At 42.3% G+C, this 20,871-nt stretch carries 23 protein-coding genes; 15 read left to right on the plus strand and 8 right to left on the minus strand.

Annotated features, from left to right (window positions below; genetic code table 11):
- Positions 1-574 precede the first annotated feature (574 nt).
- Both JQM82_RS07850 and JQM82_RS07855 read left to right on the plus strand, forming a co-directional pair.
- Positions 575-1,969 (plus strand): TrpB-like pyridoxal phosphate-dependent enzyme, encoded by a 1,395-nt coding sequence (locus tag JQM82_RS07850; protein ID WP_235249545.1) that lies wholly within the window; start codon positions 575-577, stop codon positions 1,967-1,969.
- A 55-nt stretch (positions 1,970-2,024) separates the two neighbouring features.
- Entirely contained in the window at positions 2,025-2,588 is a 564-nt protein-coding gene (locus JQM82_RS07855) for a cysteine hydrolase family protein (RefSeq protein WP_235249546.1), read from the plus strand.
- A gap of 36 nt (positions 2,589-2,624) precedes the next feature.
- Here JQM82_RS07855 and JQM82_RS07860 read toward each other — a convergent pair whose 3' ends face one another.
- Positions 2,625-3,104 (minus strand): S-ribosylhomocysteine lyase, encoded by a 480-nt coding sequence (locus tag JQM82_RS07860; RefSeq protein ID WP_235249547.1) that lies wholly within the window; start codon positions 3,102-3,104, stop codon positions 2,625-2,627.
- Between the two features lie 143 nt (positions 3,105-3,247).
- On the opposite strand from JQM82_RS07860, the gene JQM82_RS07865 reads away from it, so the two are divergent.
- Genes JQM82_RS07865 through JQM82_RS07875 form a run of 3 tightly spaced genes read left to right on the plus strand, consistent with a single transcriptional unit; the run spans position 3,248 to position 5,488 of the window.
- Positions 3,248-3,892, plus strand: coding sequence for a histidine phosphatase family protein (locus tag JQM82_RS07865; RefSeq protein WP_235249548.1), 645 nt, complete (start codon positions 3,248-3,250; stop codon positions 3,890-3,892).
- A 47-nt stretch (positions 3,893-3,939) separates the two neighbouring features.
- Positions 3,940-4,944 (plus strand): tryptophan--tRNA ligase, encoded by a 1,005-nt coding sequence (gene trpS, locus JQM82_RS07870; RefSeq protein WP_235249549.1) that lies wholly within the window; start codon positions 3,940-3,942, stop codon positions 4,942-4,944.
- 22 nt (positions 4,945-4,966) lie between these two features.
- Positions 4,967-5,488 (plus strand): hypothetical protein, encoded by a 522-nt coding sequence (locus JQM82_RS07875; protein ID WP_235249551.1) that lies wholly within the window; start codon positions 4,967-4,969, stop codon positions 5,486-5,488.
- Positions 5,489-5,546: 58 nt separating this feature from the next.
- On the opposite strand, the gene JQM82_RS07880 is transcribed toward JQM82_RS07875, so the two are convergent.
- Positions 5,547-7,178, minus strand: a complete 1,632-nt coding sequence (locus tag JQM82_RS07880; protein WP_235249552.1) for an ABC-F family ATP-binding cassette domain-containing protein — start codon at positions 7,176-7,178, stop codon at positions 5,547-5,549.
- Between the two features lie 187 nt (positions 7,179-7,365).
- Between JQM82_RS07880 and JQM82_RS07885 the strand changes: the two genes are divergently transcribed.
- The gene (locus tag JQM82_RS07885; protein WP_235249553.1) at positions 7,366-7,905 is read left to right on the plus strand and encodes a GNAT family N-acetyltransferase; all 540 of its coding nucleotides are present in this window, start codon (positions 7,366-7,368) and stop codon (positions 7,903-7,905) included.
- A gap of 21 nt (positions 7,906-7,926) precedes the next feature.
- On the opposite strand, the gene JQM82_RS07890 is transcribed toward JQM82_RS07885, so the two are convergent.
- On the minus strand, positions 7,927-8,571 hold the full coding sequence (locus tag JQM82_RS07890; protein WP_235249554.1) for a GntR family transcriptional regulator: 645 nt from the start codon (positions 8,569-8,571) through the stop codon (positions 7,927-7,929).
- Positions 8,572-8,941: 370 nt separating this feature from the next.
- On the opposite strand from JQM82_RS07890, the gene garR reads away from it, so the two are divergent.
- The 6 genes from garR to JQM82_RS07920 all read left to right on the plus strand — a co-directional run bounded on the left by garR (position 8,942) and on the right by JQM82_RS07920 (position 16,122).
- Positions 8,942-9,829, plus strand: coding sequence for a 2-hydroxy-3-oxopropionate reductase (garR, locus tag JQM82_RS07895; protein ID WP_235249555.1), 888 nt, complete (start codon positions 8,942-8,944; stop codon positions 9,827-9,829).
- A gap of 27 nt (positions 9,830-9,856) precedes the next feature.
- Positions 9,857-11,281, plus strand: coding sequence for a four-carbon acid sugar kinase family protein (locus tag JQM82_RS07900; RefSeq protein ID WP_235249556.1), 1,425 nt, complete (start codon positions 9,857-9,859; stop codon positions 11,279-11,281).
- Between the two features lie 160 nt (positions 11,282-11,441).
- Positions 11,442-12,746: a four-carbon acid sugar kinase family protein gene (locus JQM82_RS07905; protein WP_235249557.1), complete on the plus strand. Its 1,305-nt coding sequence runs from the start codon at positions 11,442-11,444 to the stop codon at positions 12,744-12,746.
- A gap of 28 nt (positions 12,747-12,774) precedes the next feature.
- On the plus strand, positions 12,775-13,773 hold the full coding sequence (gene pdxA, locus JQM82_RS07910; protein ID WP_235249558.1) for a 4-hydroxythreonine-4-phosphate dehydrogenase PdxA: 999 nt from the start codon (positions 12,775-12,777) through the stop codon (positions 13,771-13,773).
- A gap of 28 nt (positions 13,774-13,801) precedes the next feature.
- On the plus strand, positions 13,802-15,214 hold the full coding sequence (locus JQM82_RS07915; RefSeq protein ID WP_235249560.1) for a GntP family permease: 1,413 nt from the start codon (positions 13,802-13,804) through the stop codon (positions 15,212-15,214).
- A 161-nt stretch (positions 15,215-15,375) separates the two neighbouring features.
- On the plus strand, positions 15,376-16,122 hold the full coding sequence (locus tag JQM82_RS07920) for a DeoR/GlpR family DNA-binding transcription regulator (protein ID WP_235249561.1): 747 nt from the start codon (positions 15,376-15,378) through the stop codon (positions 16,120-16,122).
- A gap of 148 nt (positions 16,123-16,270) precedes the next feature.
- Here JQM82_RS07920 and truA read toward each other — a convergent pair whose 3' ends face one another.
- Positions 16,271-17,008 carry a tRNA pseudouridine(38-40) synthase TruA gene (truA, locus tag JQM82_RS07925; RefSeq protein ID WP_235249562.1) on the minus strand — a complete coding sequence of 246 codons (738 nt, stop codon included), beginning with the start codon at positions 17,006-17,008 and terminating at the stop codon, positions 16,271-16,273.
- A 214-nt stretch (positions 17,009-17,222) separates the two neighbouring features.
- On the opposite strand from truA, the gene JQM82_RS07930 reads away from it, so the two are divergent.
- Positions 17,223-17,699, plus strand: coding sequence for an acyl-CoA thioesterase (locus JQM82_RS07930; RefSeq protein WP_235249563.1), 477 nt, complete (start codon positions 17,223-17,225; stop codon positions 17,697-17,699).
- Here JQM82_RS07930 and JQM82_RS07935 read toward each other — a convergent pair.
- On the minus strand, positions 17,696-17,977 hold the full coding sequence (locus tag JQM82_RS07935) for a hypothetical protein (RefSeq protein WP_235249564.1): 282 nt from the start codon (positions 17,975-17,977) through the stop codon (positions 17,696-17,698). The genes JQM82_RS07930 and JQM82_RS07935 overlap by 4 nt on opposite strands.
- Positions 17,922-18,434, minus strand: coding sequence for a hypothetical protein (locus JQM82_RS07940; RefSeq protein ID WP_235249565.1), 513 nt, complete (start codon positions 18,432-18,434; stop codon positions 17,922-17,924). The genes JQM82_RS07935 and JQM82_RS07940 overlap by 56 nt, the downstream gene beginning before the upstream one ends.
- Before the next feature lie 127 nt (positions 18,435-18,561).
- Between JQM82_RS07940 and JQM82_RS07945 the strand changes: the two genes are divergently transcribed.
- Complete coding sequence (locus JQM82_RS07945; protein WP_235249567.1) at positions 18,562-18,717, plus strand: hypothetical protein; 156 nt, start codon at positions 18,562-18,564, stop codon at positions 18,715-18,717.
- 30 nt (positions 18,718-18,747) lie between these two features.
- Here JQM82_RS07945 and JQM82_RS07950 read toward each other — a convergent pair whose 3' ends face one another.
- Positions 18,748-18,996: a chorion class high-cysteine HCB protein 13 gene (locus JQM82_RS07950; RefSeq protein WP_235249570.1), complete on the minus strand. Its 249-nt coding sequence runs from the start codon at positions 18,994-18,996 to the stop codon at positions 18,748-18,750.
- A 69-nt stretch (positions 18,997-19,065) separates the two neighbouring features.
- Positions 19,066-19,701 (minus strand): J domain-containing protein, encoded by a 636-nt coding sequence (locus JQM82_RS07955; RefSeq protein WP_235249572.1) that lies wholly within the window; start codon positions 19,699-19,701, stop codon positions 19,066-19,068.
- Between the two features lie 104 nt (positions 19,702-19,805).
- Here JQM82_RS07955 and JQM82_RS07960 point away from each other — a divergent pair, with 104 nt between their 5' ends.
- The gene (locus JQM82_RS07960; RefSeq protein WP_235249573.1) at positions 19,806-20,693 is read left to right on the plus strand and encodes a S8 family peptidase; all 888 of its coding nucleotides are present in this window, start codon (positions 19,806-19,808) and stop codon (positions 20,691-20,693) included.
- Positions 20,694-20,871 lie beyond the last annotated feature (178 nt).

Genomic DNA, 20,871 nt, shown 5'->3' on the forward strand with positions numbered 1-20,871 from the left:
TTAAAAAGAATGGCTACGGCATGACGTAATGCTGTAGAAAGAAGAATGTCGGAAAGCCGTGTGAGGGAGAACCTCATGCACGGTTTGATGAGGGGAGAGAGGGCAAAGCCCTCTAACCTACTCTACCCCGTTTTCATTTAAATGTAATTATGATACAATCAATTAAAACTTGACAATGGTAATTTGCTGTGGTAAAGTATTAACAAACCGATGAGGAAGAGTAAGTACTTATGGACATTTGCTTCACAGAGAGTTGCAGGCGGTGGGATTGCAGCAGGTTAAAGCTATAGGGAATGGACTTCTGAGGGCAAACTGAAATGTGGATCATGCAGAACAGAGTAAGCAAGCCGGAGAGGATACTCCGTTAACAAAGTACGCGTATGGCAGTACGCATGAGAGGGTATATGAATAGGATGATATACCAAGCCGGGTGGCACCGCAGGAGTTGATGATATTACTCTTGTCCCTGCAATAGTGATTGTATGGGATAAGGGTATTTTTTATTTATGGAAAAAAGAATCTGTAATAAAAAATCCCATGTCCCGAGAGTTTTCAATGAAAGGAGATCAAAACAATGAAAGATCAGAAAGACAAAAATATCCCCTATAAGATTTACCTCGATGAGAACGAGATGCCAAAGGCATGGTATAATGTACGTGCAGATATGAAGAATAAACCTGCACCACTTTTAAATCCCGGGACATTAGAGCCGATGACAGCGCAGGAACTGTCAGGGGTATTTTGTGAAGAGCTTGTTCAGCAGGAATTGAATAACGATGACAGATATATTGCTATCCCACAGGAAATTCAGGAATTCTATAAGATGTATCGTCCTGCACCGCTTGTAAGAGCATATTGTCTGGAAGAAAAATTACAGACACCTGCAAAGATTTATTATAAATTTGAAGGGAATAATACCAGTGGAAGTCATAAATTGAATTCAGCGATAGCACAGGCTTATTATGCAAAGAAGCAGGGATTGAAGGGTGTGACAACAGAAACAGGAGCCGGACAGTGGGGAACTGCGCTTTCCATGGCATGCTCTTATCTGGATCTGGACTGTAAAGTGTTCATGGTGAAGTGTTCCTATGAACAGAAGCCATTCAGACGTGAAGTAATGCGGACATATGGAGCAAGTGTGACACCTTCACCTTCCACAGAGACCGGGATCGGAAAGAAGATTCTGGCAGAACATCCAGGTACCACCGGAAGTCTGGGATGTGCAATCTCGGAAGCGGTAGAGGTAGCGACCAGTACGGAAGGATACAGATATGTTCTGGGAAGTGTATTAAATCAGGTATTGCTTCACCAGTCTGTGATAGGTGTAGAAGCAAAAGCGGCAATGGATAAGTATGGAATTAAACCGGACATCATTATCGGATGTGCAGGCGGTGGATCAAACCTTGGCGGACTGATCTCTCCGTTTATGGGAGAAAAACTGAGAGGAGAAGCAGATTATCAGTTTATCGCAGTAGAGCCGGCATCTTGTCCGAGTCTTACAAGAGGAGTATATGCATATGATTTCTGTGATACCGGTATGGTATGCCCGCTGGCTAAGATGTATACACTTGGAAGTGGCTTTATTCCGTCACCGAACCATGCAGGAGGTCTCAGGTATCATGGTATGAGTTCTATACTGTCACAGTTATATGCGGATGGATATATGGAGGCAAGAAGCGTAGAACAGACGGAAGTATTTAAAGCGGCAGAGCAGTTTGCAAGAATAGAAGGTATCCTTCCGGCACCGGAAAGCAGTCATGCAATCAAGGTGGCAATTGATGAAGCGTTAAGGTGTAAAGAGACCGGAGAAGAAAAGACGATCCTTTTCGGTCTTACGGGTACCGGATACTTTGATCTGGTTGCTTATGAGAAGTTCCATAATGGAGAAATGACAGATTATATCCCGACAGATGAAGAATTAAAAGTCGGCTTTGACGGAATCCCGAGATTTCCGGGAAATATGGAATAAATAATGAAGAAAAAGAGGCAGTAGCCTCTTTTTCCATATGGAGAGGAGTTTTTTTATGAATGTATTGGTAGTAGTTGATATGCAGAATGATTTTATCGATGGAGCACTGGGGACAGGGGAGGCAGTATCGATCGTACCAAAGGTTGCAGAAAAGATAAAAACTTTCGATGGAAGAGTAATGTATACCCGGGATACCCATGAAGATAATTATATGGATACACAGGAGGGAAGAAATCTTCCTGTAAAACATTGTATCCGGGGAACATCGGGATGGGAAATACATCCGGAGATTGATGCACTTCGAAAAGAAGAACCGATTGATAAACCGACATTTGGGAGCAGATATCTGGGATCCTTGCTGTGCGCATATGACGAAGACCTGAGAAAGCAGGGAAAGACGGGAGTAGAGTCGGTTACTCTGATCGGTCTGTGTACGGATATCTGTGTGATCTCTAACGCAATGCTCGTAAAAGCATTTCTTCCGGAGGTGCCTGTCATTGTAGATGCGTCCTGTTGTGCCGGTGTCACGCCGCAGAGTCATGAGAATGCATTGAATGCGATGGAAATATGTCAGATTCAGGTGCTGAACCGATCAATCTCCCGTGCAGATCAGAGATAGGAGAACTGCACGGGACCGGTTCGGTAAATTCTGAGATTATTCCGGATAGATGAGCTGCTTTTCTGTGATGTGTTCCAGGACTTCGTCCAGATATTTGCGTGCAAGATATCTGGCCATCGGGAGGTTTATGTCGAGGTAATTGCCACAGTCTTTTGGGCTTGCACCAGGCACTTCATCATCAAATTCAGCGATGAAAGTGAACATTTCAATCATAAGCGGTACAATATCTCTGGATTCATAAGATCCGGAAAGAAGCAGATAGAACCCGGTGCGACACCCCATCGGTCCGAAGTAGATCGTTTTGTCAGCATAATCTTTATGGTTGCGTAAAAATGTTGCTGCAAGATGTTCAATCGTGTGTACTTCTGCTGTATTCATAACGGGTTCATCGTTGGGACTGGTCATACGCAGATCGAAAGTGGTGATCGGGTGTCCTTCCACGTAGTCAACGCGGGATACATAGACTCCCGGCACCAGACGCAGGTGGTCTATTGTAAAGCTTGTAATTTTTTCCATATTGATACACTCCTTTTTCTATTCCTGCACAATATAGTATTGTGGATGAATTATAATTAATTATAGCATTTTTAAATTGAAATTACTATAAAAACACTGGAAGGTGTGCTATACTAACAGGGTACGTTTTAAGGAGGAGCAATATGAAGCTATATATTGTAAGACATGGAGAAACTGACTGGAACAAAAGCAGAAGAATTCAGGGACAGGTGGATATCCCTCTGAATGAATTTGGAAAAAGTCTGGCAAGAAAAACAGCAAAAGGGCTGCAGAATGTCAGATTTGATCACTGTATATCAAGTCCTCTGTGCAGAGCAAGGGAAACTGCCAGATTGATACTGGAAGGAAGAGACGTTCCGATTTTAGAGGATGAAAGGATCATGGAGATGGCATTTGGGGATTATGAGGGGAAAAGTCTTGAAAAATCCAGATGTGAGCTCCCGGATGAGTTCCAGAAGTTTTTTACTGATCCGGAAAACTTTGTGCCGGCAAATGGCGGAGAGTCTTTTGCCGATGTAAAAAAAAGAACCGGTGAATTTCTGGAGGAGCTGATCCATAAAAAGGAATATGAGCAGTGTCATATTCTGATTGCGACTCATGGTGCGGCTCTGGCTGGTATGATCAATAATATCAGGCATTTGCCGTTGAAAGAGTATTGGGGACAGGGAGTACATAAGAACTGTGCAGTGACTGAAGTACAGGTGATAGATTATGATATGAAGATATTGTCTGAAAATGTTGTATATTATGATGATGAAGTGGAAGACTGGGATGCGCAGGCCCGTTAATTCACTGGCATGCAGAATGCATCATAGACTGAAGGAGGAGATTAAAAATGATCAATGATAAAAAAGTATTATTCAGCGGTATGCAGGCAACAGGTAATCTGACTCTGGGTAATTACCTCGGAGCTTTAAAGAACTGGGTCAAACTCAGTGATGAGTATGAATGCTTTTACAGTGTTGTAGATATGCATTCCATTACGGTGAGACAGGATCCGGCCACTCTGAGAAAAAGAGCCAGAGCCCTGCTGACCTTATATATTGCGGCAGGTCTGGATCCGGAGAAAAACTGCATTTATTATCAGTCCCATGTGTCCGGACATGCGGAACTTGCATGGATTCTCAATTGCTTTACCTATATGGGAGAGCTGAACCGTATGACACAGTTCAAAGATAAGTCAGCTAAGCATGCAGATAATATCAATGCAGGGCTTTTTACTTATCCGGTACTGATGGCTGCAGATATTCTTCTGTATCAGGCAGATGTTGTGCCGGTGGGAATTGACCAGATGCAGCATCTTGAACTAACCAGAGACATTGCAGAGAGATTTAATAACATTTATGGAAATGTATTTACCATTCCGGAAGCTTATGTGGGAAAAGTAGGGGCTAAGATCATGAGTCTTCAGGATCCGACGAAAAAAATGTCCAAGTCTGATGAAAATCCGAATGCAAGTATCTACCTTATGGATGATCCGGATACGATTCTCAGAAAGTGTAAACGTGCAGTGACAGATTCTGAGGCACAGATTCTGTACCGGGATGAGCAGCCGGGTGTTAAGAATCTGATCGATATCTACAGCGCATGTACAGGAAAAACACCGGAAGAGGTTGTGAAAGAATTTGACGGAAAAGGCTACGGAGACTTTAAGATGGCTGTTGGTGAGGCTGTTGTATCAGTTTTGAAACCGCTGCAGGATGAAGTGGCAAGACTGGAAAAGGATAAAGCTTATATTGATGGAATCATTAAGAACAATGCAGAGAAGGCGAATTATTATGCAACCAGGACTTTGCGTAAAGTGCAGAAAAAAGTAGGTTTTCCAGAGAGGATCCGCTAGTGGTGGAAGAGGAGGTACATGCATGGGAATTGAAAATGCCGGTCAGCAAAAATACGCAGAGTTTGTCAGTGAACGTGCAAAGAAATTACAGACAGGAATGATTGTGTGGGGAAGTCTGTTGTGTCTTGCACTGATCTGTCTGTTTACAAACGTGGCTATGGCAATTGTGTTTGCTGTGATGGGGGTATTTCTTGCTGTAACGAACGTGAAAGCACAGAAGAAATTCAGAGAAAAATTATCTGATGTGGATGATCCAGATGTTTTTTTTCGTCAGCTTACGGATAAGGATGTGCTTGAACTTCCGGATGAACATATCATGATTGCAAAAGATTATGTGCTTGTGTTACGTACAGATGTCTTTATCTATCAGATTAACGATATGGAAAAGATAGAGGTTGGGAAACAGGCAGATATTAAAAAGGTGCTGTTTCTTACTGATAAGAATGGAAAACGTCATGAAATCATATCCTGTACCAAAGGAGACGGGCGACAGGAAGATTTTGATAAAGTGTATGGTGTGTTGCATGAACGTATGAAACGATAAAAACTGCCGCAGCATGTAGTGGATAGATCAGACAACTATATGCTGCGGCAGTTTTTTCTTAATTATCTTCTTCCTGAACGGTGTAGGTCTGTCTCTTTCTGGCCATCTCATCGCTTTCAAGATATTCGTCATAGGTAGTGATCTTGTCAATCAGTTTTCCGCCCGGAACAATCTCCATGATTCGGTTAGCGGTCGTCTGTATGATCTGATGATCCCTTGAGGAGAAGAGAAGAACACCCGGGAATTTGATCATCCCGTTATTGAGTGCAGTGATACTTTCCATATCCAGATGGTTGGTAGGCTCGTCAAGAATCAGAACGTTGGCACCGCTGATCATCATCTTGGATAGCAGGCAGCGAACTTTTTCCCCACCGGAAAGTACACGGACTTTTTTGACACCGTCATCACCGGAGAATAACATACGTCCGAGGAAGCCTCTTACGTAGGTAACATCTTTTTCTTCGGAATACTGTGTGAGCCATTCCACAATGGTATAGTCGTTGTTGAATTCATTACCACTGTCTAACGGGAAGTAAGCCTGAGATGTTGTGATACCCCATTTATAAGTACCTTCGTCCGGCTCCATTTCACCGGCAAGAATCTGGAATAAGGTGGTCTTTGCCAGTTCATTGCTGCCTACAAAGGCAACCTTGTCATCGTGGTTCAGTGTAAAGGAAATGTTGTCCAGTACTTTTTCACCGTCAATCGTCTTGCTAAGTCCTTCAACAGTCAATACCTCATTGCCGATCTCACGGTTTGGACGAAAGTCAATATATGGATATTTACGGCTGGATGGCTGAATATCATCCAGCTGAATCTTTTCCAGTGCGCGTTTTCTGGAGGTAGCCTGCTTGGATTTGGAAGCGTTGGCACTGAATCTGGAGATAAACTCCTGAAGTTCTTTAATCTTTTCTTCCTTCTTTTTATTTGCTTCTTTCATCTGACGGATGAGCAGCTGGCTGGATTCATACCAGAAGTCGTAATTTCCGGCGTATAGTTTGATTTTCCCATAATCAATATCGGCAATTTGTGTGCAGACTTTATTCAGAAAATACCGGTCATGGGATACAACGATGACTGTATTGTTAAAGTTGATCAGGAATTCTTCCAGCCATGCGATGGCATCCAGATCCAGGTGGTTGGTAGGCTCATCCAAAAGCAGGATATCCGGATTGCCGAACAGTGCCTGGGCAAGAAGTACCTTAACCTTTTCCGGTCCGTTCAGGGTTCCCATGATGTCATAGTGCATCTCAGTCGGGATTCCCAGACCATTAAGCAGAGAAGCGGCATCTGATTCTGCTTCCCATCCATTCATAGCTGCGAATTCTGCTTCAAGTTCGCTGGCTTTCATACCATCTTCGTCCGTGAAGTCTTCTTTTGCGTATAAAACTTCTTTTTCTTTCATGATCTCATAGAGACGTGCATTTCCCATCATGACGGTATCCAGAACCGGATACTCGTCGTATTTGAAATGATCCTGCTGCAGGAAAGACAGACGTTCTCCTGGGGTGATGATTACTTCTCCTTTCGAAGGCTCCAGCTGTCCGGACAGAATCTTGAGAAAAGTGGATTTTCCGGCACCGTTGGCACCAATCAGGCCATAGCAGTTTCCTTCTGTGAATTTGATATTTACATCTTCAAACAGGGCTTTTTTACCAACCCGCAATGTTACGTTACTTGTACTGATCATAGTGGTTGTATACTCCTTATTGATTTTTATGTTATATACTGTGCGGGAATATATTAGAGATTCCCGGGAGAGTCCAAAACGACGCTACCCTGCATATAGTATCAAATATGTAAGAAAATAGCAAGGTGAACTTCCTCTTTTACAACCGGGGAAACGGGTATATAATAGCAGAAAGAACAAGCGGAGAATGAAGAGAGAGGTAGATACAGTGGAAGAGAATATGATATGTCCTAAAGAACTTCGAAAGAAGATTGAGCGGGATTCTGTGGAGAAGACAGAAAAGGAACAAAAGGTTACGGAGGAGGAATCTGGGTTCTGCATTCGCAAAGGAGTCGAAAATATGGATCCAAAGCGTGTTGTTGAGCTCTTAAGAACAACAGAATGGGCAAAGGACAGAAGCGAGGAACGTATTCTGGATGCGATGGAATATTCCATTCCGTATGGTGTATTTGATTCAAATGAGTATATGGTGGGATATGCAAGGGTGATGACGGATACAGTAACGACGTACTATCTGATGGATGTGGTGGTTGATGAAAGGCATCGAAAAAAAGGACTGGGACGTATGCTGATGGATGCAGTGATCGCGGATTATGGACATCTTTATGGAATTCTGCACACGGAGTCAGCGGACTGGCTGTATCGAAAATATGGATTTGAGGATACCGGAAACAGTGCAGATAAAGTGATGGAAAGACCGGGAAATGTCGCTGTCAGTGAAATATAACAGGGATTATTGCAATCCCTGTTATAGATCTTCCAGGTTGAGATCTCTTGGTGTGTCCATATGGTTAAGCGTAATCTCGTATATGTTTTCTGTATCGCCGCATTTCATCGCGTTCAGAATCGCCAGGTGTTCATCATAAGTATTCTGCATTCTGCCTTCATGTGACAGTGATAATACTGCAAGCTTTTTCATGCGGTACATGAAGGTCGCGAAGATGGATATAAATTGTTCATTCTCAAGATATTGTACAATCTTTGTATGAAACTGAAAATCATACTCTGAAAATTCTTCGATAGACTGTGTAGTCTCCAGAATTCTTTTTAAATTCTCCATGATCAGGTCTAATTCCAGAAATAGTTTTTTTGCATTCATAGTGTCTGCCTGTGTACTGATCTGAAACGTACAGTAGGTTTCCAGTGCAGATCGTACCTGAAATGTCTCGTCTACATCTTTTTTTGTCAGCTGATGCAGCGTGAATCCTTTACTCGGAATGATGTCAATATAGCCTTCCTGTGCCAGCCTGTGGATGGCATCACGGAACGGTGTCCGGGAAATCCCAAGTTCTTTTGCCAATTTTGTCTCAGAATAGATCTTCTGATAAGAAAGTTGATTAGTCATGATCAGACTTTGGAGATGCTGATATGCCTGTTCGTTTAATGGTATCATAGTGACTCCTTTAGTTACATGCTATAAGAAAACAATCAGGGGTGATAAATATTTTTTTAACAAAAACCCCCGCATTTTTTTGCTTATTAGATTCTATTGATATCATACAACAATACAGAAAAAGGGTCAATAGCAACGGAAAATCAAGAGAAAACAGAAATTGTATATATTGTTAAAAGTATGACGATAAAAGAAACAGAAATATGGAGGTTTTGCACAAAACCGGATCGTAAAAACTGTAGAAAAAGGAGAAAGATAAATAACATCTTGACCGGTATACCGGTATGCGGTAGTATGGAATCAGAAACAAAAAGAACGGATTGTTTCAAAAACAAACAATAAAAATGTTCAAAGAAAGGAAGTATGAAGTATGAAGGTAGGATTTATCGGACTGGGTATCATGGGAAGACCAATGGCTAAGAATCTGTTAAAAGCAGGTGTTGAACTGCTGGTATCTGACCTGAACAAAGAGGCAGTGGCAGACGTTGTTGCAGCAGGTGCAAAGGAAGCAACTTATGCTGAGATCGGAGCAGAATGTGAAAGAATCATTATCATGGTACCAAGTGGAGCAATCTCAAAATCTATCTTATTTGATGAAGGCGGAGTTGCTTCTACCGTGAAGGAAGGAACTGTTGTATGCGATATGAGTTCTGTAACGCCTGTTGAATCCAAGGAATGTTATGAGGGACTGAAGAAATTAGGTGTAGGTTTTGTAGATGCACCAGTTTCCGGAGGAGAACCTGGAGCAATCAACGGAACACTGGCGATTATGGCAGGCGGAGATCAGAAAGACTTTGATGCAATGAAAGAATACTTTGACATTCTGGGATCTTCTGCATTATTGATCGGTGAGTCCGGAAGTGGAAGTGTTACAAAGCTCGCAAATCAGGTTATTGTTAATAATACGATTGCAGTTGTATCAGAGGCATTTGTACTTGCAGTAAAAGCCGGAGCTGATCCGCAGAAAGTATATGAAGCAATCCGTGGCGGACTTGCAGGAAGTGCAGTTCTGGATGCAAAGATTCCAATGATTATTGAACGTAATTTCAAACCGGGCGGACCGATCCGTATCAATCACAAAGATATCAAGAACGTTGTGAATACTGCACATTCTCTTGATGTTCCGATTCCGTACACTGCTCAGCTGTATGAGATCCTTCAGACGCTGAAGATTCACGGACATATGAATGATGACCATGGCGGAATCGTACAGTATTTTGAAAAACTTGCGGATGTTGAAGTAAAGAAAGTTGATTAATATTACATTTCCAAGGAGGATGACAAGATGGCATTACATGCAGAAGTACTGACTTCATATAAGAAAATCGACGAAGCATATATTGATGAACTGCTGCAGAAAGAGATTGCAGCGAACAATAAAAAGATCGTTGTTCTGGATGATGATCCGACCGGTGTACAGACAGTACATGATATCACAGTCTATACCAATTGGGAAAAGGATACCATTCGCCAGGGCTTTGAAGAAGCGAACAACCTGTTCTATGTTCTGACCAATTCCAGAGGATTTACGGTGGAACAGACTACAAAAGCACATAACGAGATTGCAGCTGTGGTAGATGAGGTTGCGAAAGAAACAGGAAAAGAATATATCTTTATCAGCCGGAGTGACAGTACCCTTCGCGGACACTATCCGCTGGAAACAAAGATTCTGAAAGACAATTATGAAAAAAACACACAGAAGACAATTGATGGTGAGATTCTGTGTCCGTTTTTCAAAGAAGGCGGAAGATTTACGATTGATAATGTTCATTATGTAAAATATGGCGAAGAGCTGGTTCCGGCAAATGAAACAGAATTTGCAAAAGATAAGACATTTGGATATTCGGCAGCAACCATGCCGGAGTATGTAGAAGAGAAGACAAAGGGAGAATATAAAGCTTCCGATGTTACCTGCATCTCACTGGAAGATATCCACAATATGGATATCGATAAGATTGAATCAGCGCTGATGGAAGTGAAAGACTTTAATAAGATTATTGTAAATGCAGTGGACTACGCAGATATCAAAGTGTTCTGTGTTGCTTTATACCGTGCTATGGCAAAAGGTAAAGTGTTCATGTTCCGTACAGCTGCAGCAATCGTAAAGGTAATGGGAGGTGTGACCGATCAGCCACTTCTTACCAGAGAACAGATGGTAGTAAAAGAAACAACAAACGGCGGAATCGTTGTAGTTGGATCCCATACGGATAAGACAACAAAACAGGTGGAAGAACTTAAGAAGTTAACCGACATTGAGTTTATTGAGCTGAACGCAACACTGGTGAAGGATGATGCTGCATTTGAGGCTGAGGTAAAGAGGTGTCTGGATTTGGAAGAGGAATGTATCAAAGCCGGAAAGACGGTTTGCTGCTTTACAACACGTGCGCTGATTACTGCTGATACAGGCGATAAAGAAGATGAACTGAGACTTTCTGTAAAGATTTCAGATGCAGTTCAGTCACTGGTCGGAAGACTGAGCATTACACCAAGCTTTGTAATTGCAAAGGGAGGTATCACATCCAGTGATGTGGGAACAAAAGCTCTTGCAGTTAAGAAAGCGAATGTGCTGGGTCAGATCAAACCGGGAATTCCGGTATGGCAGACCGGCGAAGAAAGTAAATTCCCATTAACACCGTATGTAATCTTTCCGGGCAATGTTGGAGAGATTACCACGCTTCGCGAAGCGGTAGAAGTTCTTATGAATAAATAGTTGTTCATGTTGGACAAAAACAAACATTGGTATTGTGCGATTGGCTGAAAAGATTGATAAATAATAGATTAAATTGACAAAAAGAAACAAAAGAAGTAAAATATAAACATAAAAGAACATAATTATTGTTGGAAAATGTTTATGAGAAAGGAGTCTGATTATGCCACAGTGTGTTGTAATAGCAGATGACCTGACCGGAGCAAATGCTACCGGAGTACTTCTGAAAAAAATGAATTACAAAGCATACACGGTTATGAATACAGAACGGATAGAATTATCAACACTTGCTGATTGTGATTGCGTGTTATATCCGACAGACAGTAGAGGAGTGGATCCGGAGATTGCATATAACCGGGTATATAATGTATGTGAGCTTTTAAAAAACGATGAAGTAAAGGTGTATTCCAAACGAATTGACAGTACGTTGAGAGGAAACCTTGGAAGTGAGACGGATGCCATGCTGGACTGCCTCGGTGAAGAGTATGTTGCCATTGTGGCACCGTGCTTTCCGTCTTCCGGAAGAATCGTTGCCGGCGGATATATGCTGGTGAATGGGCTTCCGCTCCACAAGACAGATATTGCAATCGATCCCAAGACTCCGGTTAAGATATCGGAAGCAGGAGTATTGTTTGAGCAGCAGAGCAAGTATCAGGTTTCTACTATATTAATGAAGGATCTGATGCACGGAAAGCATTATCTGGCAGATCTGATGAAGAAATGTGTAGAAGAAGGAAGCAGAATCATTACACTTGACTGTATCACACAGGAAGATCTGGATCTGATCGCAGATGCAGTCATTACGAGCAAGATGAAAGTAGTAGCTGTTGATCCGGGAGTCTTTACTGCAACGTTATCAAGAAAGCTGATTACTCCGACGCAAAAGAAGCAGAAGAATAAGATCCTGGCTGTAGTAGGAAGCGTGAACCCGAACACGACTGCGCAGATGGAAGAATTGTGGTTGTCTCAGAGAACACACAACGAGTTTGTACATACCAGAGAATTGCTGGAAAGTGATGAAAGACGGGAACAGGAGATTGCACGGGTTGTAAAATCGATTGTGGATGAGTGTGACCGGAATATTGTGTCAACGGTAACAGGTGATGGTATCTATCCGGAAAACCGGATTGATTTTAAACCATATATGGAGAGATATCATTGCTCCATGGATGATGTAACCGGTATCATCAATCACGCATTTGCGGAGATTACCTATCGGATATTTAAAGCAGAACCGACGTTCCTGGGACTTTATACGAGCGGTGGTGACATTACAGTTGCCGTGTGTCAGAAATTTCAGACAGCAGGACTAGATCTGAAGGATGAGGTGCTTCCGCTTGCGGCTTATGGACAATTTCTGAAGGGAGAATTTGAGGGCATTCACATTATCACTAAGGGCGGAAGCCAGGGTGGAAGAGATGCAATCAACAGATGCATTACCTATTTGAAAGAAAAATTGTATATCTAAATATTTATCAATGAAAGGATGAGACATTATGGCAAAATCATTAATCGCAGTACCAATCGGAGATCCGGCAGGAGTCGGACCGGAAATTGTTGCAAAATCAATTGCTTCCAGAGAAGTATTTGAGGCAGCAAATTGTATCATTATCGGTGACAAGACCATCATGGAGAATGCAATTAAGATTGTAGGTGCTGATCTTACGGTTCATGTAATCAGTGAACCAGAAGAGGGAGACTTCCGTGAGGGTGTATTGAATCTGATTGACTTAGGCAATGTTGACATGGCCAGATTTGAATTTGGCAAGGTCAATGGCATGTGCGGCAAGGCAGCATATGAATATATTGCAAAAAGTATTGAGCTTGCAAATGATGGCAAGGTTGATGCTGTTGCTACAACACCTATCAATAAAGAGTCTTTACGTGCGGGAAATATTAATTTCATCGGACACACGGAGATATTTGGTGCTCTTACAGGAACAGAAGACCCACTGACCATGTTTGAGACCAACGGAATGAGAGTATTTTTCTTGACCAGACATGTCTCTTTGAGAGAAATGCTTGATATGATTACGAAAGATCGTATCATTGATTACGTAAAACGATGTACAGAGGCTCTGAAAAAACTGGGAGTAACAGAAGGAACGATGGCAATTGCCGGATTGAATCCTCATAGCGGAGAACATGGATTGTTCGGATGGGAAGAGGTTAATGAGATTATGCCGGCGATCGATGAATTGAAGGCAGAGGGATATGATGTTGCAGGACCGATTGGAGCGGATTCTGTATTCCATCAGGCTGCACTCGGCAGATATAACAGTGTATTATCTTTATATCATGATCAGGGACATATTGCTACAAAGACTCTCGATTTTGAAAAGACAATTGCAATCACGAATGGAATGCCGATTCTTCGTACTTCTGTTGACCATGGAACTGCATTTGATATTGCGGGTAAAGGTATTGTAAGCGCTGTCAGCATGATTGAAGCGATCCTTCTTGCAGCAAAATACGCACCAAACTTTACAAAATAATCTTTTTGGAGGAAGAGGAGGTCTAGTTATGGTAAATGGACTTAGTGGGGAAAGAATGTTACTTGGTCTTGCAATCGGTATTGCAGTCCTGATATTCTTGGTATTAAAAACAAAAGTACAGGCATTTCTTGCATTGATCATCTGTACAGTTATCGTTGGTGTGATCGGTGGAATGCCGTTAATCAACACAACAATTGAGGTAGATGGTGTCCAGAAGACGTTCGGTATTGTAAACTCTATTACTTCCGGATTCGGAGGAACGCTTGGAAGTATCGGTATCATCATCGGATTCGGTGTTATGATGGGACAGATTTTTGAGGTTACCGGAGCTGCAAAGAGAATGGCACATACATTCCTGAAGCTTTTTGGTAAAAAGAGAGAAGAGGAAGCTCTGGCATTGACTGGTTTCATCGTATCTATTCCGATTTTCTGTGATTCCGGATTCGTAGTACTTGCTCCGATCGCAAAAGCGATCTCAAAAGCAACAAAGAAGTCTGTAATCGGACTTGGTGTAGCACTTGCAGCCGGTCTTGTTATTACTCACTCTCTGGTACCACCTACACCGGGACCGTTAGGTGTGTGCGGTATCTTTGGAATCGATGTTGGTAAATTCATTCTTCTGACAATTGTTCTTGCACTTCCAATGGCAATTGCATGTATTGCATACGCAAGATTATTCCTGTCAAAGAAATACTATCGTGTACCAAACGACGAAGGTGAGATTGTAGAGATTCCTTATCAGGAGCCGGATTATGAAGGCGCTTTTGCTATGGATATGACAGGTATTCCTGGAGCATTAGAGTCATTCATGCCTCTGATCGTGCCGATTATCCTGATTCTGATTAACACAGTTGCATCTGCACTTGGAAAAACAACAGGTGTGATGGAGATTCTGGTATTCCTTGGACAGCCGATCATCGCAGTAGGTTTTGGACTTCTGGTGGCAATTTTTACACTGGGAAGAAAGCTTGACAGACATGAAGCGCTTTCTGAGATGGAAAAAGGTATGATGTCTGCAGGTATCATCATGCTGGTAACCGGTGGTGGTGGAGCGCTTGGACAGATCATCAAAGATTCCGGTCTTGGAAACTTTATGGCACAGGGACTTGCTCAGACAGCAATTCCAATCGTTGTTCTTCCATTACTGATCTCTACAGCAATGAGATTTATCCAGGGTTCCGGTACAGTAGCTATGACAACAGCAGCAAGTATTTCTGCACCTATCATCATTGCAGCAGGCGCAAATCCGCTGCTTGGAGCAGTTGCATGTTGTGTGGGATCTCTGTTCTTTGGATACTTCAACGACAGTTATTTCTGGGTTGTTAACCGTACACTGGGTGTAAGTGAGGCAAAAGATCAGCTCACAATATGGTCCGTAACTTCAACGGTTGCATGGGCAGTTGGTGTTGTAGAAGTTCTGATACTTAATATCTTTATGTAATATCGCATAGCAGCGGCAATAGGGTCGGGCCCCGCTGTGTGTTTGGTGGAAGCGGCAGAAAATCGGTGGATTTTCTGCTGCTTTTTCTAATATTATGTGTTTTCGGACGGGATCACTTGTGGTATAGTTATTTTATTCTAAGAAGTAAGAGGTGAAAAGATATGCTGGCGGCGGAAAGACAGGCCTTGATTGTAGATATCATACGAAAAAACGGGAGTGTGCAGGTGGATGAGCTTGCAAAAGAACTGAATGTAAGTACGATGACGATTCGCCGTGATTTGTTAAAGCTGCAGAACGATAATATGCTGGAACGATGTCATGGAGGAGCGGTTGCAAAACAGGAGATCACATATGCGGATAAGCAGACGAGCCACATTGACGGGAAAAGAAAGATTGCTCAGGTATGTGCGAAATATGTATCAGAGAAAGATACGGTATTTCTCGATGCAGGAACTACGACGTATGAGATCGCAAAGTTGATTATGATGATTCCTGGAATTCTGATCGTCACGGATGATCTGGAGATTGCACGTCTGGTAAAGGACAGTCCGGCAGAATTATGTATTTGTGGAGGTATGGTACAGAAGTCAACAGGAAGTATGTTTGGAAGATATGCGACACAGATGCTGGCAGATTTTATGTTTGATGTTGGCTTTTTTGGAGCGGCAACGATTAACAGTGAGTTTGAAGTGATGACGCCGACTGCAGAAAAGATGTGGTTAAAAAGGCAGACACCGAAACAATGTCGGAAATCCTATCTTGTGGCAGATGAATCCAAATTCGAAAAACAGGCAATGACACGGATCAATCATCTGGGGAACTTTACTGCAGTTGTGACCGATAAAAAGTTTAGCGCACAGGAAATGAAAAAGCTTGAAAAACTGCATGCAAAAATTATAGAAGTTTAATAAAAGAACAGAGGGGTTGTTATATAATGAGTTGTGATCCATAGATGTCCTATGCAATTGTTACAAGAACGCTTCGTTCAGCTTTTCTTGTAACAATTGCATAGGACTGGGATAACAGAAGCTTATTATATAGCAATCCTTTGTATTTTTAGTAAGATATTTCCTGCAGGTACAGGCCCTTTGGATCGCAAGGTGCACTGACGGTTTTTGTTCCGGAGAAGATGGCGCTGATGTCTTCTTTTGGGCGGATTCCGAGCCCGATATCAAGCAGGGTGCCGACAATCAGGCGTGCCATATTATGAAGGAAGTCATCTGCCCGGATCAGGATCTGCATCTCTTCGATGTCTCCGTACACTTCGATCTCAAAGATCTCTCTTTCTGTGGATTTGGTCTTTTTGACGGTGGAAAAATTGCGGAAATCATGTTTTCCGACCAGTTCGGCGGCAGCCTGCTGCATGAGATGCTTATCGGGAATCTTATGGCAGTGGAAGGTGTATTTGCGGTCGAATACACTTGGAACATCATCGATTGTCATGCGGTATACATATGTCTTGGAAGATGCATTGAGCTGTGCATGAAAGCGCTCTGGAACTTCTTCTACGTCAATAATCGCAATATCCATGGGAAGGTAACGATTCAGGTAATGCTTGATATCCTGAATATCCATATCGGATTCTGTTTTAAAGTTCGCAACCTGCGCATAGGCGTGTACGCCGACTTCTGTCCGGCATCCACAGTACAGATCAATCATATATTCATCCGTCATTTTTCGGAGTACTTCTGAAATCTTATTGGATATTGTATTTCCGGATTCATCTTTTCCAAGACGTGCCCATCCCTGGTAACGACTTCCGTCATATTCTATTGTTAATTTAATGTTTCTCATAAGGATTCTCCTTTGCGAAAAATATATAAATAATGAATGATGTTTTATTTTGAATTATAATCAGTATAACAAATAATGTGTTCGAATAAAAGAGTTTCAAATAGAAATTTAAGATACCGTATGTTGATGAACGTATTGCTTTTTAAGGCGGTGTCGTTTAAACTATACATAGGTACGGATGAATATTTCGACCTTAGAATGGAGAATTGGGTAAATGGATATAAGAACAAAAAAAGTGGCTGATTCAGTTGTAGAGACTGTTCATATCGTAAGGCCGAACCATCTGAATTCTGCGGGACGATTGTTCGGAGGAATTCTGATGCAATGGATCGATGAGGTGGCGGGGCTTGTTGGAAAGAGACATACGCATTGTAATGTCATTACGGCATCGGTGGATAATCTCCGGTTTTTAAAGGGAGCTTATCAGAAAGATGTAATTGTCATTATTGGCAAGATTACGTATGTCGGCCATACATCGATGGAAGTGAAAGTAGACACTTATGTAGAATCTCTGGACGGAATCCGTACACCGATTAACCGTGCATTTTTTACCATGGTAGCGTTGGATGAAAACGACAAACCCACACCTGTTCCGGGACTGGATCTGGAGACAGAATGGGAAAAAGAAGAATGGGAGAGAGCCAAAAAGAGAAGAGAGATCCGCATGATGCGAAAAGAAGAAGGGTTTTAAACACCCTTCTTCATGTACGCATTGACCATATGAACCATCTGCTCAATCTGGGATTTTTCTTCTTCGGATTTTCCTTCCTTGAGTATGGAGATGATTAAGGATACTTCGTCCGGAGAGAACTGAATGCCTCTTCTGTTTGCATTGGTGATGAGAGCCATCATGACGGGAGCGAGAGCGGCTCCGCTTTTTCCGGCGGTCTGCGCGGCGGCAGTCTGGATGAGCTTAAGCTTTATTGGATCTATGTTCTTCATTGCCGGATGATCCATCCATTCGTTCATGTGTCGAACCTCCTTTCCTGGTGTCCGAATCGGACATATTCATATCTGTATCAAACATCTGACTGTACATGTCGAACATCTCCTGCTGTTCAGGAGTCAGCATAGTCTTCATAAAATCCATGGGATTCATATCCGGATCAGAGGCATCAGCCATTGACTGCATACTCTGCCACATTTCCATCATATGCATCATATTTTCTGCCTGCTCCATCATGGATCGTTCTTTTTCACTCAGGTATGGCTTTAGATCTGCCATCATATCACTGGAGGGAGAACGGGAAGGAAATCCGTGAAAATACGTAATGGTATGATGAAGTTCAATGAATTTCACATAAATTGCAAGAAAACGTTGCATGGATACTGGAGTGTATGGAAGAAACAGCTTTATAGAATAGAGATCGTCAGGGACGGTCAGAAGATCAAAAGGTGTCATGGGTCGGGGCATTTTTTTGTCCATAGATACTCCAATAGATGTAACGTTATAAAATATATATGAGCCTGGAATGCAATTTATGAAAACCGGAAAAACTAATTCCGAATACTTTCATATAATAATGTAAGGAAGAGAAAGGGAGTTCCGGAATATGAGAAGGAAATTAATAATTGATGGAAATGCCGTATATGAGCTGGATGAAAATTGTATGCTCACGAAAAGAATGGATCAGGAAGATGGTTCTAAGGGAAGCAGAAAAAAGGATAGAAAAGGATCTGAAAGGAAAACAGGAAAAAGGACGGAGTGAAGTGCTCCGTCCTTTCTTTAGAACTGTATATTAGCATCCATGATTGCATCCGCCACAGCAGAAGAGAAGCAGGAGAATGATCCACAGACAGTTGTCATTGCATCCGCCTTCACGTCCCCATCCATTTCCACATCCGCCACTGCAGAAGAGAAGCAGGATGATCCAGAGACAGCTATTATTGCCCCATCCGTTTCCCCAGTTGTTACATCTGCAGTCTCTGTCGAATCTGTCGTCAGAATCACATCCGCATCCACAATTTGTAGCACTTAAATCACTCATTTTGAAATCCTCCGTTAATGATGTTTACAGTACATAATATGCGTCGCGGGCAGATGTGTGAAAACAGGATTAATATTTTAACAGTCGTTTTAAAGAGTGCTGGAAATGATGAGTTTCTTTCTGAAGCTTCAATCTGTCAATTCCGGATACACTTTTTTTTATGTATTCATCGTACTGAGTCAGAAGGTAGTCGATCGTGACATTGCGATTCTTGTACCATGTGAAAAGAAGCCAGTTCATAATGTCGGGAAGCCAGTATCGTTCCGGAATAGAAGCTTGTCTCAGTAACAGGATGTGCTTAAGTGCATGCGTGGATAACTGTGTGAGGCGGCTGGTACGTTCTTTGGCTTTAAAGATCTGGTCACTTTCCAGAAGAATGTCGTAGAGAGCATTTGCTGCCTTCCAGTAAACGACGAATCCGTAATCACCGCTGTCCGTTGTTTCTTCCATATTATGCAGGTCAAAGGTCTGCATGACTGTTTTGCGCCCTGCATGTTCACGATCATATTTTGCACGTTTTTTTGGATTGGACAAAATCCGGTAAGCTTCCAGAATCTGCTGCATCTGTTCTGTTGTGTCGATTCCGTCTTTCATGTTGACATCCGGATGGTACTTTTTTGCAAGCTGATTTTTGGCTGCAGTGATCTCATCCGAAGATGCCTGTTCGGATACCCCCAGTATCTCGTAATAATTTATACTCTCCATAATAACCTCCCCTTATAATAGAGACAGTATTATCTTACGACAAAACACATCGGAAATCAATTTCATTTTATGCATATTCTGATAAAAAGGAGCTGGAGTATGTTATGGACAGAGTGAAAGGAAAAATTCATTACTGGTGTGAGGACACAACAAACAGAAACCTCGATGGAAAAGGGGTATGTACTGCAATTCTGGATACCGGATTATCGAATCATCCGGATCTGAAAGGAAGAGTCCTGGAATTTCGGGATATGGTCAATGAAAGGGCAGGTATGTATGATGACAGTGGACACGGAACACATGTGGCGGGAATTCTTGCGGGAAATGGAAAACTGTCACACGGAAAATATGCGGGAATTGCACCAGAATCAGATCTTGTAGCCGTGAAAGTATTGAATCAAAAAGGTGAAGGATGTATGGAGTATATTGAAAAAGGGATTCATTGGATATATAAAGAGAGAAACAGACTTCATATTAAAGTTGTCAACATTTCTGTAGGAGCAAAAGAAAATCTCGGAAAGAAGCAGACAGAGCATCTGATTGATGCGGTTGAGATGCTTTGGGATATCGGAATGATGGTTGTGGTATCGGCCGGTAATTATGGACCGGGAGCGGGGACGGTTGCGGTACCGGGAACCAGCAGAAAGGTCATTACTGTGGGAGCGGTCAATGACAGGAATTCACAGAAAAACTGTTCCGGAGAAGGGCCGACGGGACAGTGTGTGGTGAAGCCGGATGTCGTTGCGCCAGGGTATGGCATTGTCTCGCTGAACAATCGGTGGAAGAAATACAAAGTACCTTATGTGGAAATGAGTGGAAGCTCTATGGCAACTCCGGTTGTGGCGGGCGCAATGGCTCTTTTATGGAGTAAATATCCGGACATGAGCAATGTGGAAGGAAAATTGAGGCTGAGAGAGCGCAGTGACAGAGAAAAGAGGGAGGAAATGGTACAAGGCTGGGGAATGCTGAACATAGAAAAACTACTGAAATAAAAGGGAAATGAGGGTTTTTTAATTAATTTCCCGGGTGTAAAGAAAAAATACTGTCAACCATTTTTGAAAATGTCCCAAAATAATTGAAATATTTGCCCTGGATTTTTTCCGGGGCATTTTCTTTCATCAGCCGCTTGTTGATAAAACATCATGTGCGAGATTCCTGTCAAGGATGCTA

Origin of the sequence: Faecalicatena contorta (assembly GCF_021531995.1) — a bacterium.
Classification (GTDB): domain Bacteria; phylum Bacillota; class Clostridia; order Lachnospirales; family Lachnospiraceae; genus Dorea_A; species Dorea_A contorta_A.